This window comes from Microbulbifer mixtoriginis (SeqCode) (genome assembly GCF_052466765.1).
In genome coordinates this window covers 2201206-2217744 of the sequence record NZ_CP174289.1, presented here as the reverse complement: position 1 = coordinate 2217744, position 16539 = coordinate 2201206, and the positions used below count along the sequence as shown (strand labels likewise).

15 protein-coding genes are annotated in these 16539 nt (G+C 57.7%); 11 read left to right on the top strand and 4 right to left on the bottom strand.

Annotated features, from left to right (window positions below):
* Window positions 1-29: 29 nt before the first annotated feature.
* Genes asd through rsgA form a run of 3 tightly spaced genes read right to left on the bottom strand, consistent with a single transcriptional unit; the run spans window position 30 to window position 2751 of the window.
* Window positions 30-893, bottom strand: coding sequence for an archaetidylserine decarboxylase (asd, locus tag ACJJIV_RS09745; RefSeq protein ID WP_252084197.1), 864 nt, complete (start codon window positions 891-893; stop codon window positions 30-32).
* 26 nt (window positions 894-919) lie between these two features.
* Window positions 920-1714 carry a sulfurtransferase gene (locus tag ACJJIV_RS09740; RefSeq protein ID WP_444891563.1) on the bottom strand — a complete coding sequence of 265 codons (795 nt, stop codon included), beginning with the start codon at window positions 1712-1714 and terminating at the stop codon, window positions 920-922.
* Window positions 1711-2751 (bottom strand): small ribosomal subunit biogenesis GTPase RsgA, encoded by a 1041-nt coding sequence (rsgA, locus tag ACJJIV_RS09735; protein ID WP_444891562.1) that lies wholly within the window; start codon window positions 2749-2751, stop codon window positions 1711-1713. The genes ACJJIV_RS09740 and rsgA overlap by 4 nt, the downstream gene beginning before the upstream one ends.
* Before the next feature lie 86 nt (window positions 2752-2837).
* On the opposite strand from rsgA, the gene orn reads away from it, so the two are divergent.
* Complete coding sequence (gene orn, locus ACJJIV_RS09730) at window positions 2838-3380, top strand: oligoribonuclease (RefSeq protein ID WP_252084200.1); 543 nt, start codon at window positions 2838-2840, stop codon at window positions 3378-3380.
* An 81-nt stretch (window positions 3381-3461) separates the two neighbouring features.
* Here the strand turns inward: orn and queG are convergent, their stop codons facing one another.
* Complete coding sequence (gene queG, locus ACJJIV_RS09725) at window positions 3462-4565, bottom strand: tRNA epoxyqueuosine(34) reductase QueG (protein WP_444891561.1); 1104 nt, start codon at window positions 4563-4565, stop codon at window positions 3462-3464.
* 134 nt (window positions 4566-4699) lie between these two features.
* On the opposite strand from queG, the gene ACJJIV_RS09720 reads away from it, so the two are divergent.
* The 10 genes from ACJJIV_RS09720 (at window position 4700) to ACJJIV_RS09675 (ending at window position 16481) form a co-directional block, all read left to right on the top strand.
* Complete coding sequence (locus ACJJIV_RS09720) at window positions 4700-6181, top strand: NAD(P)H-hydrate dehydratase (RefSeq protein ID WP_444891560.1); 1482 nt, start codon at window positions 4700-4702, stop codon at window positions 6179-6181.
* 2 nt (window positions 6182-6183) lie between these two features.
* Complete coding sequence (tsaE, locus tag ACJJIV_RS09715; protein WP_444891559.1) at window positions 6184-6672, top strand: tRNA (adenosine(37)-N6)-threonylcarbamoyltransferase complex ATPase subunit type 1 TsaE; 489 nt, start codon at window positions 6184-6186, stop codon at window positions 6670-6672.
* A 56-nt stretch (window positions 6673-6728) separates the two neighbouring features.
* Window positions 6729-8039 (top strand): N-acetylmuramoyl-L-alanine amidase, encoded by a 1311-nt coding sequence (locus ACJJIV_RS09710; protein WP_444891558.1) that lies wholly within the window; start codon window positions 6729-6731, stop codon window positions 8037-8039.
* Between the two features lie 54 nt (window positions 8040-8093).
* Window positions 8094-9989 (top strand): DNA mismatch repair endonuclease MutL, encoded by a 1896-nt coding sequence (gene mutL / locus ACJJIV_RS09705; protein ID WP_444891557.1) that lies wholly within the window; start codon window positions 8094-8096, stop codon window positions 9987-9989.
* A gap of 70 nt (window positions 9990-10059) precedes the next feature.
* Entirely contained in the window at window positions 10060-10983 is a 924-nt protein-coding gene (gene miaA / locus ACJJIV_RS09700; protein ID WP_444891710.1) for a tRNA (adenosine(37)-N6)-dimethylallyltransferase MiaA, read from the top strand.
* 191 nt (window positions 10984-11174) lie between these two features.
* Window positions 11175-11459 (top strand): RNA chaperone Hfq, encoded by a 285-nt coding sequence (hfq, locus tag ACJJIV_RS09695; protein WP_020413623.1) that lies wholly within the window; start codon window positions 11175-11177, stop codon window positions 11457-11459.
* 136 nt (window positions 11460-11595) lie between these two features.
* Window positions 11596-12927: a ribosome rescue GTPase HflX gene (hflX, locus tag ACJJIV_RS09690; protein WP_252084206.1), complete on the top strand. Its 1332-nt coding sequence runs from the start codon at window positions 11596-11598 to the stop codon at window positions 12925-12927.
* Between the two features lie 145 nt (window positions 12928-13072).
* Window positions 13073-14215, top strand: a complete 1143-nt coding sequence (gene hflK / locus ACJJIV_RS09685) for an FtsH protease activity modulator HflK (RefSeq protein WP_444891556.1) — start codon at window positions 13073-13075, stop codon at window positions 14213-14215.
* 11 nt (window positions 14216-14226) lie between these two features.
* Entirely contained in the window at window positions 14227-15099 is an 873-nt protein-coding gene (gene hflC, locus ACJJIV_RS09680) for a protease modulator HflC (RefSeq protein WP_252084208.1), read from the top strand.
* Window positions 15100-15287: 188 nt separating this feature from the next.
* Window positions 15288-16481: an ATP phosphoribosyltransferase regulatory subunit gene (locus ACJJIV_RS09675; protein ID WP_444891555.1), complete on the top strand. Its 1194-nt coding sequence runs from the start codon at window positions 15288-15290 to the stop codon at window positions 16479-16481.
* Window positions 16482-16539 lie beyond the last annotated feature (58 nt).

Genomic DNA, 16539 nt, shown 5'->3' with positions numbered 1-16539 from the left:
GCGGTGTAACTTACCGCTCTCCCGAAGAATCAGCCGGCGTCAGCTATCATGCTGCCGAAATACTCACCCATACGCACAGGGGTTTCCGCCTCAAGGCTGTCCAGCCAGCGCACTTGATCCGCCCCAAACAACATGACGACTGTGGAGCCCAATTTAAAGCGCCCCATCTCCTCGCCTTTTCGCAGGTGAATCGGTGCATTCTCAAGATAGTTGGTGGTGCGCACATCGCGGGTATGGGGCGCCACCTGGCCCGCCCAAACAGTCTCGATTCCGGCAACGATCATGGCACCAACCAAAATCATGGCCATGGGTCCGGCTTCAGTATCGAATACACACACCAGGCGCTCGTTGCGGGCGAACAGGCGCGGTACGTTTTCGGCGGTTACGGTGTTGACCGAGAATAGCTGGCCCGGCACATAAGTCATGCTGCGCAGGGTGCCGTCGATAGGCATATGTACCCGGTGGTAATCCTTGGGTGACAGGTACACGGTGGCGAAGTGGCCATCGTCAAACTGGGCCGCCAATTCCGGATCACCACCCACCAATTCCAGCAAGCTGTAGTCGTGCCCCTTGGCCTGGAACACACGGCCATTGTGGATAGCACCGAGCTGACTGATGGCGCCATCTGCGGGACAGGCCAGGCTACCCTCGCTACTGACAATCGGCCGTGCGCCCTCTTTGAGTTCACGGGTAAAAAAGTCGTTGAAGGTACGATAGGCGGTGCAATCGGTCTCTTTGGCCTCCTGCATATCGACACCGTACTTTTCGACAAACCAGCGGGTGAAAGGGTCTTTGATCGACTTGATTTCGGTGTTCGCCAGCCAGCCCGCAGCGCGGGAAAGAGCGTGTTGCGGAGTCAGGTATTGCAGGGTGGTAAAGAGTTTTGGATTCATACGGGTACAACGTTTTCCGGTAATACTTACTGTTCGACGGGCGTATTGGGCAGGTTGCCCCACTCACTCCAGGAGCCTGGGTAGGCGCGAATATCAAAACCCAGGGACTTACCCACCAACCAGGTAAAACCAGAGCGATGATGACTTTGGCAGTGGGTGACGATTTTATGTTCTTCATTGATGCCGAGCTTGGCGAGTAGCTCGCGCGCATCGGTGCGGATACGCAGGTCGCGCTGAGGGTCCATCAGCTGGGTCCACTCGCAGTTGATCGCGCCGGGAATATGACCGCCCTTGGTAGCCAAGACCCTTTCTCCACTGTACTCCTGGGGGGAACGGGCATCCCAAACGAGGAAGTCGGGGTTGCCAAGATGCTCCTGGATTTCCCGGGCACTCATGGCAGCATCGGTATCGATCGAGACTTCGATATCGCTTGGGGTAACCTGTGGTTCTTCAGTGGTCAGTGGTAACCCGGCACCGCGCCAAGCGTGCATACCACCGTTTAAGTAGCTGTAATTGCGGTGGCCAATACTCTCCAGGGTCCACAGGAGGCGTCCGGCCCAGCCGCCGCCTTCATCATCACAGGCCACTACATGGGTTTCCGGGCGCAGGCCAATAGCGCGAAAAACTCGGGTCAGCTGCTCGGCGCTGGGGAGTTTACCCGGTGCAGGGGCAGTACCCGCCATCAGTGCCTGAAATGGTAGGTGCAGGGCGCCGGGGATGTGTCCGTTCAAATAATTTTGTAGGGAGCTGAGGTCGACAACCAATAGCTCTTCATGCTCCAGCTCGGCGGCGAGCTCTTCCGCCTCAATAATCAGGTTCAAAATTTATTCTCCGATTCCAGGCTGTTGCGCAGGTGTAAAAAGCTGTTCATACGGCGCTCACTGATGTCGCCGCTGGCCAGTGCCTCGTGAATGGCACAGCCGGGTTCGCCCTGATGGCTGCAGTCGCGAAAGCGGCAGTGGCCGATAAAGGGGCGGAATTCCACAAACCCTTCCAGAAGCGCGGCCTCCTCCATATGCCAGAGGCCAAACTCGCGGATGCCGGGAGAGTCTATCAGATCGCCTCCGCTGGGCAGGTGAAACAGTTCCGCTGCGGTGGTGGTGTGGGTGCCCTTCAGGGTTGCCTCGGACAGGGCGCCGGTACGGGCGCCGGCACTCGGTAGCAGGGCGTTGACCAGTGAAGATTTGCCCACGCCGGACTGCCCGACAAAGACGCTGCTGCCCTTGGCCAGGGTCTCGAGTAGGTGTGGCAGGCCCTCGCCGGTTTTAGTGGAAAGGCGCAGTACTGGGTAGCCGAGGTCGGGGTAGGGGGCCAGTAGGGTATCCAGTGCCTGGCGGTTGCCATCGTCGATCAGGTCGATCTTGTTCAGCAGCAGGATTGGCGCTATACCGGTGGTCTCTGCGGCGACCAGGTAGCGGTCGATGGCATTAGCGAAGGGCTCCGGGTAGGGGGCTATAACTATCACAATGCGATCGATATTGGCTGCTACGGTTTTCAGGTCGCCGTAGCGGTCAGGGCGCTGCAGCTCTGAGTTGCGCGGCAACCGCGCACCCACAACTCCATAGCCGCCATCGCTATCACTAGTGGCGGGACGCCAGGCGACGCGATCGCCGGTTACCAGGGTATCGATATTGGCTCGCATGTGGCAGCGCTGGCGCAGGGAAGTATCGCTCTCACTTTCCACCAAAATTTGGGTGCCATAGTTGGCGATGACAAGACCGGTCTGTTCCTGGCCCAGCTGACCGTCGTCCAGGGCCTGCTCTGCGGACTCTTCGCGCTTGCGCGCGCGGGCCTCGCGTTCCTGCTGGATCTTGGCGACGCGCCACTGTTGGCGGCGGTTTAATTTGCGTTTACTCATGCACTGGCACCTGGAGATTAGCGGCGGATTATAGCCATTGCCGGGTAGTTGCGGTAACTTGCGCGGAAAGTTTGAGGAGACCCGCTGTGGATCAGAACAACCTGATCTGGATAGATCTGGAGATGACCGGCCTCGATCCGGAAAAAGAGCGCATTATCGAAATCGCCACCATTGTGACCGATTCGCGGCTGAATGTGCTCGCCGAAGGCCCGGCGATGGTGATTCACCAGAGTAATGCCCTGCTGGATGCCATGGACGACTGGAACACCGAGCAGCACGGCGGTTCTGGTTTGGTGGCAAAGGTAAAGGAGTCGAATATATCCGAGCGGGAAGCGGAGCGAGAGACCCTGGAGTTCTTGCGCCACTGGGTCCCGGAGGGTGCCTCGCCCATGTGCGGTAACTCTATCGGCCAGGACCGTCGCTTCTTGGTCAAATATATGCCGCAGCTGGAATCTTACTTCCACTACCGTAATCTGGATGTGAGCTCGGTGAAAGAGCTGGCCAGGCGCTGGCGTCCGGATGTGTTGAATGGGGTGAAAAAACACAGTAGCCATTTGGCTCTAGACGACATTCGCGATTCTATCGAAGAGTTGCGCCACTACCGCGAGACCTTCTTTCGCCTTAGTTAAGCTTCCGACTTAGCGGAGCACTCGGCCGATTAGAGCCTCTTTTCTGCTGCCCCGACTCTTTTCTGTGCCTCGTTCAGGGGCTCAGGTTACGCGTTTGATCTTGCGTTTGCGTTTGCGTCCACTGCGTAGCCGCGCCAGGGCCCAATCGATATGCTCCAGCACCAGAGGCGTGGCCGTTTGCCGCGATTGTTCCAGGCTTTCGAATACCTCCTCGCTGGCCGCGCCGTTGCCGAGCGCCACCGCCAGGTTGCGCTGCCAGCGCTCGTAGCCGATACGGCGGATTGGCGAGCCCTCGGTCTTGCGCAAAAACTCCTCCTCGCTCCAGTTGAACAGCGCTAATAGCTCGCCGTTGTCGAGGCCGTGGCGCGGGTGGAAGTCCTGCTCTGCGGTGGGTTTGGCGAACTTGTTCCAGGGGCAGATTGTCTGGCAATCGTCGCAGCCGAAAACTCGATTGCCGATGGGCTCGCGGAATTCCTCCGGAATCGGCCCCTTGTTTTCGATGGTTAGGTAAGAGATACAGCGCCCGGCATCTAAGGTGCGCGGGCCGATAAAGGCATCGGTTGGGCAGACTTTAAGGCAGGCCACGCAATCGCCGCACTCGTCGGCAAAATCTCCCTCATCGACAGGCAAGGGCAGATTGGTATAGATCTCGCCGAGGAAGAAAAAAGAGCCAGCTTTGGAATTGATCAGCAGGCAGTTCTTGCCGACCCAGCCGAGGCCGGCCTTGCGCGCCAGAGCGCGTTCCATTACCGGTGCGCTGTCGGTAAAGGCGCGACCCTTGGAATCGATACCCTGTTCGGCACAGAAGGCATCGATCTTCTTGGCCAGGCTGGCCAGGCGCTTGCGAATCAGCTTGTGGTAGTCGCGACCATTGGCGTAACGGGAGACATAGGCCTTACTGGAATCCTTGAGCACTTTGATCGGCTGGGTATCCGGTGGCAGGTAGTCCAGGCGCACACTGATGGCGCGCACGGTTCCCACTTCCAGTAGTGCCGGGCGCCAGCGCTTTTCCCCGTGTGCGCCCATCCACTCCATATCCGCGTGGTAGCCCTTATCGATCCAAGCGCGCAGGCGCTCACCGTCCTCCTCCAGCTGGCAGTCGGTGATACCAACCTGCTGGAAGCCCAGCTCCCGTCCCCAGAGTTTGATCAGGTCGGCTAATTCGGCGAGCAGTGATTCGGTCATAGATAAAGCGGCTCGATATCCCATGCAAGCACAATGACTGGCCGGGGCGGTATACTTTGCTGTCAGTGCAAGTGGCAGCGATACAATCGCCCATTTTGCCACAGATGACATCTTCACCACATTGCGGGAGCCGCATGGATACGCCACAACCTTTGTACAGTGCCGAATCGGTACGGGAACTCGACCGACAAACAATCGCCGCGCTGGAAATTCCTTCGATACAGCTGATGAAGCGCGCGGCCCGCGCTGCTTTCATCCATTTACGCGCCCGCTGGGCAGATATCGGCCGCATCCAGGTATTTTGTGGCGGTGGCAACAACGGCGGTGATGGCTATGTGATTGCGGCTCTGGCCGCGCAGAAGAAGATACCGGTGACGGTGTTTGCCTGTACTGACCCCGAACTCTTGAAGGGCGATGCCCGCGAGGCCTATGCCTACGCCGTTCGCGAAGGCGTTCAGGTGCTGACCTCGCTGACCGAGCTGGACAGTGCCGATGGTAACACCCTGATCGTGGATGCACTGCTGGGGACAGGGTTTAGCGGTGAATTGCGTCAGGATGTTGCTCATGCCATAGAGCGAATTCGCAAGAGTCCCGGTCCGGTTTTTTCCGTGGATATTCCCTCGGGCCTGAGTGCCGATAGTGGCAGCGCCGATCTGGCCGTTCAGGCCAATATGACTGTGACCTTTATCGGTCGCAAGCTGGGCCTCTACTGTGGGCGTGGCCCGGCGCTTTGTGGCGAGGTGATCTTTGCCGATCTGGGTGCCCCCGCACCGATTTATCAAGCAGTAGAGCCCCTGGCGCAACGGTTTGAGCGCTCCAGCCTGAAACGCCTGCCCGAGCGTGCTGCGGACAGCTACAAAAATATGTTTGGCCATATTTTGATAGTCGGTGGCGACAGCGGTTTCGGTGGCGCAGCGCTGATGGCGGCGCAGTCCTCTGCACGCAGTGGTGCTGGTCTGATCTCCCTGGCAACCCGCCCGGAACACTTAACTGCCGCTTTGACCCGTTGCCCCGAGGTCATGGCCCATCCGGTTATTTCTGGCCAGGAACTGGAGCCACTTTTAGAGGGGCCCGATGTCATCGCAGTGGGCCCGGGACTTGGCCGCTCTCCCTGGAGCGAACAGCTGCTGGCTCGCGCCGGCCGCGCTCATGTGCCGCTGGTGGTGGATGCGGATGCACTGAATATCCTCGCCGCCGGGCGGGTACTCGCTGGTGTAAAACGCGATGATTGGGTGCTGACGCCCCATGTCGGCGAGGCGGCGCGCCTGCTCGGCTGCGATACCGCCGAGGTACTGGCGGACCCCCGCGCGGCGGCGGTGGCAGTTCAGCAGAAATTCAGTGGTGTGGTGATACTAAAAGGCGCCGGCACTCTGATTGCCCACGAAGGCGGTGTCGACCTGCTCAACAGCGGTAATCCGGGTATGGCCTCGGGAGGCATGGGTGACCTGCTCACCGGAATAGTGGCGGCCTTGATCGGTCAGCATTTGCCTTTGGTAGATGCGGCGCGCCTGGCAGTTTGGCTGCATGGCGAAGCGGGTAACCGCGCCGCGGAGGATGGTCAACGCGGCTTGTTGGCCACAGATTTATTGCCTTGGATTCGACGGTTGGTGGACTGATAGTGAGTGAACTGAAATTGCATTTAGCGGACGAAGAGGCAACCGTAGCCGGTGGTGAAGCGCTGGGCCGCGCCTGCCTAGCCAGTGGCCTTCAGCAGGGGCTCACTCTGTACCTGAATGGCCAATTGGGTGCCGGCAAGACCACCTTTTGTCGCGGTGTGCTTAGAGCCTTTGGGCATCAGGGTGCGGTGAAGAGCCCCACTTACACCCTGCTTGAACCCTACGAATTTGGACCCCAGCGGGTATATCACTTCGACCTATATCGCCTGGGAGATGCCGAGGAGTTGGAGTTTATGGGGGTGCGGGACTATTTCGCCGCGCATAGCCTGAGCCTGGTGGAGTGGCCGGAACGTGGCGCTGGCGTTTTACCCGAACCGGACTTGGAGTTGACTCTGCAAGTGCCGGACAGCGGCCGCCAGCTGCTGTTGAATACCCACTCCAAACAGGGAGAAGCGGTACTCGATACCCTGGCAAAGATGCTACATAAATAGGAATTGGCCTGAATTCAGGGACGTGTAAAAACAATAAGTGAAAGGGTTGGGAAGTAATGAGTAGGATGTGGCGCTCGCTGGTGGCCCTGGTAACTGGGCTGGTAATTGCACTGCCGCTGATGGCGGCTGAAGTAGAGGGCGTGCGCCTGTGGCGGGCGCCGGACCACACGCGCCTGGTCTTCGACTTGAGCGGCCCGGCGGAGCACAAGTTGTTCACCTTGAGCGGGCCGCACCGTGTTGTGGTGGATATTGCCGATACCCAATTGAAGGCGCAGTTAGATACTCTGGACCTGAAGGGTACTCCCATCGCCCAAGTACGCCACGCCCACCACAACAAGAAAGACCTGCGCGTTGTCCTCGATCTGAAGCAGCAGATCAATCCGCGCAGTTTTTCCCTGCGCCGTCATGAATTACTACCGGATCGCCTGGTGCTTGATCTTTACGACAAAGTGGAAAATCAAGAGAAGACCCTGCAGCAGGTAAGCACTGAACGCGACATCGTTATTGCCGTGAATGCTGGTCACGGCGGTGAGGACCCGGGTGCACTGGGTCCCAGAGGTCTGCGCGAGAAGGATGTGGTGCTGGCTATTGCGCGAAAACTACACAAAGAACTCGATCGTGAGCGGGGTTTCAGCGCGAAATTGGTCAGAACCGGCGATTACTTTATTCCCTTGCGTCAGAGGGTGAAGAAGGGGCGCAAAATGCGCGCTGATCTGTACATTTCGATTCACGCCGATGCCTTTACCCGCAAGGAGGCCCGTGGTGCCGGTGTCTATGCCGTTTCCTCGCGTGGCGCTACCAGTGAGACTGCACGTTTCCTGGCCCAGCGGGAAAATGAATCCGATCTGATAGGCGGTGCCGGTGACTTGAGCCTGGATGACAAGGATGACACCCTGGCTGGGGTATTACTGGATTTGTCGATGACCGCCACCATGAATGCCAGCCTGGATATTGGCGCCAATGTACTGAATTCACTGGCCAGCTTTACACACTTGCACAAAAAGAAAGTGGAGCAGGCGAATTTTTCGGAGTTGCGCAACCCGGATGTACCCTCAATTTTGGTGGAAACGGGCTTTATCACTAATCCCTACGAGTCACGGCGATTGAGTGATCCCAAGTTTCAGCAGCGTATGGCAGAAAAGCTCAGTGAGGGTATAGTGGCTTACTTTCGCGCTAACCCTCCGGCGGGTACCTGGCTGGCTGGCAACAAGCCTGCCAAGTCGCGCCGCCACGTGATTAGCCGCGGCGAGACACTGTCCGGAATTGCCGCGCGTTACCGGATTTCCGTGGCCTCCCTGAAGAAAGCCAACGGTATTAAAAGCTCAGTGATCCGCGTGGGGCAGACTCTGAGTATCCCCTCGGGTTAGCCGCAAAGTTACCGCCTTATCGGCCCTTCAAATTAGCGTTAACAAGACAGAGTTATGCACGAACGTATCCAGCAATTATCTCCGCGTCTCGCCAACCAGATCGCTGCCGGTGAGGTGGTCGAACGCCCCGCCTCTGTAATTAAGGAGCTGCTGGAAAACAGTTTGGATGCCGGCGCTACGCGGCTGGAAGTGGATATCGATAATGGCGGTATCAAGCGCATGAAAGTGCGGGATAACGGCAAGGGTATCGAGAAGGAGGATTTGCCCATGGCGTTGGCACGTCATGCCACATCGAAAATCCATGTACTGGAAGATCTGGAAGCGGTGGCCACCCTGGGGTTCCGTGGTGAGGCTCTGGCCAGTATTTCCTCTGTCGCGCGATTGAATCTGATCAGTAGCCGCGATGAGAGCGGCAAGGGCTGGCAAGTGAGTGCCGAGGGCCGTGATATGCAGGCGCAGCTGGCCCCAGCGGCCCACCCCCGCGGCACCACCGTGGATGTGCGTGATCTATTTTTCAATACGCCGGCGAGGCGTAAGTTTCTGCGCACCGAGAAGACTGAATTTAACCGTATCGACGACACCATCAAGCGCCTTGCTCTGTCCCGCTTCGATGTGTCTATCACTCTGCGCCACAACGGCAAGGGCGTGCACAACCTGCGTGCCGGCAGCGGCCGCGTGGAGATGGAGCGCCGTGTGGCGCAGGTATGCGGTCCGGCTTTTATGCAGAACGCCCTGCATATCGATGTGGAGCGCAGTGGTTTGCGCCTATGGGGTTGGGTGGCCGAGCCGGCTTTCTCCCGCTCCCAGGCCGATCTGCAATTCTTCTACGTCAATGGGCGTGCTATCCGCGATAAGGTGGTGAGTCACGCGGTGCGCCGTGCCTTTGCGGATGTGCTCTATCACGGCCGTCATCCGGCGTTTGTACTCTATCTGGAGCTGGACCCGGCATCGGTAGATGTAAATGTACACCCGACCAAGCACGAGGTGCGTTTCCGCGATGGTCGCTTGGTACACGACTTTTTGTTTGGCAGTTTGCATCGGGCTCTGGCGGATGTGCGCCCAGGGCAGAAAGATGAGCAAGCTGAAGAGGCTGATGGGCAAGAGAATGGCGCTGCTGAAAGAATCAGTGGTATTCAGGCAGGAGAGTTTTCCGGCCAACAAAAAATGCCACTCTCCAATCGCCCCTCACCGGCGAGCTTACAGCAGCAAATGAATGCCTACGGTGCCTTGCATCAACCCTATCGGGAGTCGGCGGCTGTTGCTGAGCCTGCGGTACCTTCTCCAGATGCGCCTCCGGCTGGCGCTCCTGTTGCACCAATGGCTGCGCAGGCACCCACGATTAACGGGAGTGCTAATGGAGAAGATGTTCCGCCGTTGGGTTTTGCCATCGCTCAGCTGCATGGCATATATATCCTCGCGCAGAACGAGCAGGGCATGATCGTGGTGGACATGCATGCCGCCCACGAGCGTATTGTCTATGAACAGATGAAAGTGGCTCATGCTGCGGGCGGTATTCAGGCACAGCCATTGCTGGTACCAGTGAGCCTGGCGGTAAGCCAGCGTGAGGCGGATTGCTTCGAGGAGCGCAGCGAAGTGTTTACGGCTCTCGGTTTCGTGCTACAGCGCGCAGGCCCGGAAACTCTACTGGTACGGCAGGTGCCGACCATGTTGCACGGTGCTCAGGTGGAGCAGCTGGTGCGCGATGTATTATCAGATTTACTTGGGCAGGGTGACAGCGAGCGCATAGGCGAGCAAATCAATGAAGTGCTCGCCACTATGGCCTGTCACGGTTCTGTGCGCGCCAACCGCCGCTTGACGATTCCGGAAATGAACGCGCTGCTGCGGGATATGGAGCGCACTGAACGCAGCGGCCAGTGCAATCACGGCCGTCCGACCTGGACCCAGGTTAAACTGGCGGATATGGATAAGTGGTTTATGCGCGGTCAATAATCGCGTTTTGGAAGTAGGTGGTGATTTGAGCGAGCGCACTCTGGACGATAAACCCCGCGCAATTTTTTTGATGGGTCCCACGGCATCGGGCAAGACGGATTTGGCCATGGCTTTGGCCGATCGCCTGCCGGTGGAATTAATTAGTGTGGATTCGGCTCTCGTTTATCGGGGCCTCGACGTGGGCTCGGCCAAGCCCAGCGCGGAGGAGCTGGCCCGCTATCCCCATCGCTTGATCGATATCTGTGATCCCAGCGAGTCTTTTTCTGCCGGCCGATTTCGCAAAGATGCTCTCGAAGCTATGGACGAAATCAGCGCAGCCGGTAAGATCCCTTTACTGGTTGGCGGAACTATGTTGTATTTCCGTGCTCTCCTGGAAGGAATGGCAAAGTTGCCAGAGGCCGATCTGCAGCTGCGCGCCGAGATTGAAGCGCGTGCCGCACGTGAAGGCTGGCCGGCGCTGCATGCGGAACTCGCACAAGTCGATCCGCAATTAGCGGCGGAACTGCATCCTAATCACTCGGTACGTATAGAGCGGGGGCTGGAGGTTTATCGGATCACCGGTGTGCCTCTTTCCCAGTTGCGTCGAGAACAATCTGGTGGCGGGGTACAGGAACGCTACCACTTGACTCAGCTGGCGATTATGCCCCGGGACAGGTCGCTGTTACATCGGCGTATCGAACTGCGCTTTAAGCGGATGCTCGAAGCTGGGTTTGTGCAGGAAGTGCGCGGTTTATTTGATCGCGGCGATCTGCATGAGGATCTACCGGCGATTCGTGCGGTGGGCTATCGTCAAATGTGGCAGTATCTGGAAGGGCACTGCGATTATGATGAGATGGTTGCTGCGGGAATTGCGGCCACCCGCCAGTTGGCCAAGCGACAGCTGACGTGGTTGCGGCGCTGGCCCGAGTTGGAAATTTTGTACACTCAGGACAGCGAGGGCAGGGTGCGTGAGAATGATGAAATATTGGCCGAAGCCTTGAAATTTCTCGCTTGAGCATCCATAACGTGGTTGGGCTATAAAACGACAAGCTCAGTCAGTCAGTTTTCACAGGGTCGGCCTTTTCCGGCTCGCAACTACACTACTTATTACGCGTATTCGACCTCAGTCGTTTTTTGATCCGCGCACTTCGCGGATACGATTGCGGCCTGCATACCGCATTCAGCTTTTTGACAAGGAGAAAAAAGATGTCAAAAGGGCACAGCTTACAAGACCCTTACCTCAACGTATTGCGCAAAGAGCGTATCCCGGTTTCTATCTATCTGGTAAACGGCATCAAGCTCCAAGGGCAAATTGAATCTTTCGACCAGTTTGTGGTGTTGCTGAAAAATACCGTCAGCCAAATGGTTTACAAGCACGCTATTTCCACTGTTGTACCGTCCCGCGCAGTGCGCGTTCCCCTGTTGAACCCAGCCGCACAGCATGGCGGCGAGGGCAATGGTGAAGGCGGTGAGCGCGAATCTTTCAGCTGATTGAGTTGCGCTTAACGAGACTCGCGCCCCGTTACCGGGGCGCAAGCAGCCGAGTGAATCCGGAGTTGGACTTGCGGCTGCCATTTCAATCTAGGGAGCCAGATAGGCGCCCATTTCCTCATATAGAGATTTCCCATTGTTTTTCGATCGACCGGAATCTGGTGAACTGGCAGTACTGGTACACCTTGAACTCTCCGCTATAGACAGCCCCGATGATCCTCGCGAATTTGAGGAGCTGGCCCTCTCTGCCGGAGCCGATCCGGTCAGTTTTATTTTTGGACAACGTGCCACACCAGACCCTAAAACCTTTGTTGGTCGAGGTAAGCTGGAAGAGATTCGCCAGGAAGTGAAAGAGCAGGGTGCCGAGCTGGTGATCTTTGATCACACCCTCTCACCCAGCCAAGAGCGCAATATTGAGCGTGAACTCAAGTGCCGGGTGCTGGATCGCACCGGCCTGATTCTGGATATCTTCGCCCAGCGTGCGCGCACCCATGAAGGTAAGTTGCAGGTGGAGCTGGCGCAATTGCGCCATATGACCACCCGCCTGGTGCGAGGATGGACCCATCTGGAACGGCAGAAAGGCGGTATCGGTTTACGCGGACCGGGCGAGACCCAGCTGGAAACGGATCGGCGTTTATTGCGTGCGCGTATCGATTCCATTGAGAAGCGCCTGGAAAAAGTTCGCCGCCAGCGAGAGCAGGGCCGGCGTGCGCGCTCCCGTGCCGAAGTGGCTACGGTTTCCCTGGTGGGTTACACGAACGCCGGCAAGTCGACTTTGTTTAACAGGCTCACTGATGCCGACGTGTATGTGCGCGATCAACTGTTTGCAACCCTAGACCCTACTATGCGAAGGGTTGAATTACCCAATGTCGGCGCCATGATCCTTGCTGATACGGTAGGTTTTGTTTCGCACCTGCCACACAAACTGGTGGAGGCGTTCCGCGCGACCCTGGAAGAGGCTGCGCAGGCAACGCTGCTTCTACATGTGGTGGATGCCGCCGCGGAAGATCGTCTGCACCTGATGGAAGAGGTTCAGACCGTACTGGAAGAAATTGGTGCTGCGGATATCCCGCAGCTGCTGGTGTACAACAAAATCGACCTGCTCGCCGACAGTGAGCCCCGCATTGACCGTGATGAAGAGGGAGTACCGCGTGCGGTTTGGCTCTCTGCGGTGACCGGTGCTGGTTGTGACCTGCTGGTGGAGGCGATTGCAGAGCGCCTGGGAGAGCAGATGGTACAGGGGCTGCTGGTGGTAAAACCACAGCAATCCCGCTTGCGCGCACAGCTCTACCAGATCAACGCGGTGCAGAGCGAACACTATCGGGATAATGGCGATTGCGAATTGCAGTTATTGCTTCCGCGCAGTGATTTCCAGCGTTTACTGGCCCCATTTACAGATGGTGGTGAAGAGCCGGAGTGGCTGCCAAAAGAGGCACTTCCCGATGATAATGAGGCGCAAGAACACTAGCGCCAGCACATTTTCGTGTGGCCGATGCGGCCCCAATTTCGACAAACTTGCCTTCAGCAGAGGTCTGGCGGCAATATTTTGCCGGCGGGGAATGCTAGAATCCGCCGGAGTCAAAGCTTAAATGATCAGAGTTGGAGTAATTTAGATGGCCTGGAATGAACCGGGTGGTAACAACGGCAAAGACCCTTGGGGTGGCGGCGGTGGTAACCGCAATAACGATGGCCCACCGGATCTCGACGAGCTGTTCCGCAAAGTCCAGCAGAAACTCGGCGGATTGTTTGGCGGTAGCCCAAGCACCGGAACGGGTAAGTTCCCATGGATGCTGGTGATTGTTGTTGCCGTATTGATTTATGCAGGGCTTGGTATTTATCAGGTCAACGCCAACGAACAGGCGGTGGTATTGCGCCTTGGTAAATACCACTCGACCGAATCGGCCGGCCTGCACTGGAACCCACCACTGATAGATAGTGTAACCAAGGTCAATATGACTGAGGTGCGTACCGAGCGCACCACCGGACAGATGCTGACCGAAGATGCCAATATCGTTGAAGTGGTATTGACCGTGCAATGGCAGGTAAGTGATGCGGAGTCTTTTGTACTGCGTGTACGCGAGCCGGTGAAGAGTCTACAGGAGGCCACTGACAGTGCCCTGCGCCACGTAGTGGGCTCTCTCACTCTGAACGGTGTGATTTCGCAAAACCGGACCCAGGTATCCACCGACACCCAACAGCGCCTGCAGGAGTACCTGGATTTGTACCAAACGGGTATCCGCATTGATGTGGTGAACTTGACTGACGCCAAGGCGCCCCGCGAAGTGCAGGATGCCTTTGACGATGTAACCAAGGCTCGCGAGGATGAGGTGCGTCTGCAAAATGAAGCCCAGGCCTACGCCAACCAAGTGATTCCGGTTGCCCGCGGTCAGGCACAGCGAATTATCGAAGAGGCCGAGGGCTACAAGGCACGCGTTGTAGAGAGTGCCCGCGGTGAGGCGGTGCGCTTCGAGAAACTGCTGTCCGAATACGAGCGCGCGCCGGAAGTGACCCGCGAACGCCTATACCTGGATGCGGTGCAGGATGTGATGTCTAACACCTCTAAGGTGATGGTTGATGTCGAGGGTGGCAACAACATGATGTACCTACCGCTGGATAAGCTGACGCAGGAGAGCACATCCCAGGCTGTCCAACGTAAAGACACCTCCCCGATCGTAATCGAAGAGGTCTACCAGCGTATCGTCGAGCGCCTGCGCCAGGATGCCGCCAGCAGCCGCCGCAGCCAGACTGTTCGCTAGGAGGTGATGGAATGAACAACAAATCTTTGGGAATTATTGTTGCACTGCTGCTTGTCGTCCTGTTGGTTTCCTCCAGCGCCTTCGTGGTGAAGGAAACGGAAAAGGCCGTGTTGCTGCGCTTTGGTGAGCTGGTGCGCACCTATACCGAGCCGGGTCTCTACTTCAAGATTCCGTTTGCGGAGAAGCTGCGCAAGTTTGATGCTCGTATCCAAACTGTGGATTCAAGCCCGGTACGTATGCTCAATAGCGAAAACAAGTTCATGATGGTGGACTCGTACGCTAAATACCGTATCTCGGATGTGAGTAAGTTCTACATCGCTACCCGTGGCGATGAGCGCAATGCGGTGCGTCTACTGTCTGAGCGGATCAACGATCAGCTGCGTAACCAGTTCGGTGTGCGTGACCTGCATGAGGTAGTCAGTGGTGAGCGCGATGAGCTGATGGCGGAGATCACCAAAAACCTGAATAAGGTTGCTCAGGGCGACTTGGGTGTGGAGGTGATCGATGTGCGCGTCAAGCGCATCGACCTGCCACCAGAAGTCTCCGAGTCAGTGTTCCAGCGTATGCGTGCAGGCCGTGAGCTGGAGGCAAGGGATCACCGAGCCAAAGGGCAGGAGGCCAGTGAGCGGATCAAAGCCAATGCCGATCGCCAAAAGGTGGTGATTGAGTCCGAGGCCTACCGCCAGGCCGAAGAACTGCGTGGTGCAGGGGATGCGGAGGCGGCATCGATTTATGCCGCAGCCTATACCAAGAACCCCGAGTTCTACCGCTTCACGCGCAGCTTGCAGGCTTATAGGGAATCTTTCCGCAGCAAATCCGATATGTTGCTGGTGGATCCGGATAGTGAGTTTTTCCGCTACCTGAAGGACCCTAAAGGGCAATAAACCAACTTGCGGGGCAAATGGCAGCGAATTATCCCTAACCCCCAGCTGTTTGCCCGAGGTCGTGGCTGTCCTTGCGACAGCCCTACCTTCCTGCCGGCAGTTGGTGCTAAAATCACGCAAACCGGGCCTCGCCCGGTTTTTTTGTGGAAGCCGACGCGCCTCATTAACTCTGAAAAGTCCGTTTCACCATGACTCAAGCCGATCGTTGGATGCTGCCGGATGGCATCGCGGAGATTTTGCCCGCGGGAGCTGTTCAAGTTGAAACCCTGCGCCGCCGACTGTTGGACCTCTACCATTGCTGGGGGTACGAGTTGGTGATACCGCCAATGTTGGAATTCACCGAGTCCCTGCTGGTTGGTATGGGGCGTGATCTCGACCTGAGCACCTTCAAGGTCACAGACCAGATTTCCGGCCGCACACTCGGTATTCGCGCCGATATTACCCCGCAGACCGCGCGTATCGATGCGCATAGTTTTCCTCGTGCGGGGGCTAACCGCCTGTGCTACGCGGGCCAGGTCCTGCACACCCGGCCACGTACCGCGATGGGCTCGCGTGCGCCGATCCAGATAGGTGCGGAATTGTTTGGCGTGGACAGCCTCAGCGGAGATATCGAAGTGATCTCCCTGATGCTGGAGAGCCTGCAGGTTGCCGGGGTAGAAGATATTTATTTGGACCTCGGCCACGTAGCGATTTACCGAAGTCTCGCCGAGGCAGCCGGGCTCGGTGACAGTGAGCGTGAAGAACTTTCCGCGCTGCTGCAGAACAAGGCCAGTGCCGATGTTTACAGCTGGGTGTCTGAGAATATTAGTGATTCACAGGTATCGGGCTGGCTGCAAGCTCTCCCCAGTCTTGCCGGCGGGCTCGACTGCCTGGAACGAGCCGCCACTCAGTTGGCGGGAGCGCCGCAGGCTCTGTTGGATGCTTTGTCTGATCTGCAGCAGGTCGCCGAGGCTCTGGGGCAGCGCTACCCGGCGGTGACCCTGTTCTTCGATTTGAGTGAAGTGCGTGGATACGACTATGAAACCGGCTTGGTATTCGCCGCTTACACACCGGGCCACGGGCAGGCACTCGCCAATGGCGGCCGCTACAACGGTATCGGTGCAGTATTTGGCCGGGACCGCCCGGCAACAGGCTTTAGTAGTGATTTAGTGGCTCTCAACACGCTGGGTACCAGCGCGACACCCGCTGAGGGCGCCATACTCGTGCCGGAGGTAAGTGGTCCCCAGGGCGCCGGGCTGTGGCGCGCAATAGATGAGCTGCGCGGGCGGGGAGAGGTGGTCATTGCCACTCTTTCCGATAGTGCAGAGAGCGATCTTCATTCGCGCTGTGATCGCGAGCTGGTATTCGAGGGCGACTCCTGGGTGGTAAAGCCCCGGGATTGAACAAAGGCGGGCGCAGCGGATGTGCCAATAATGTGCCTATATTGGTGCGGTGAACCCC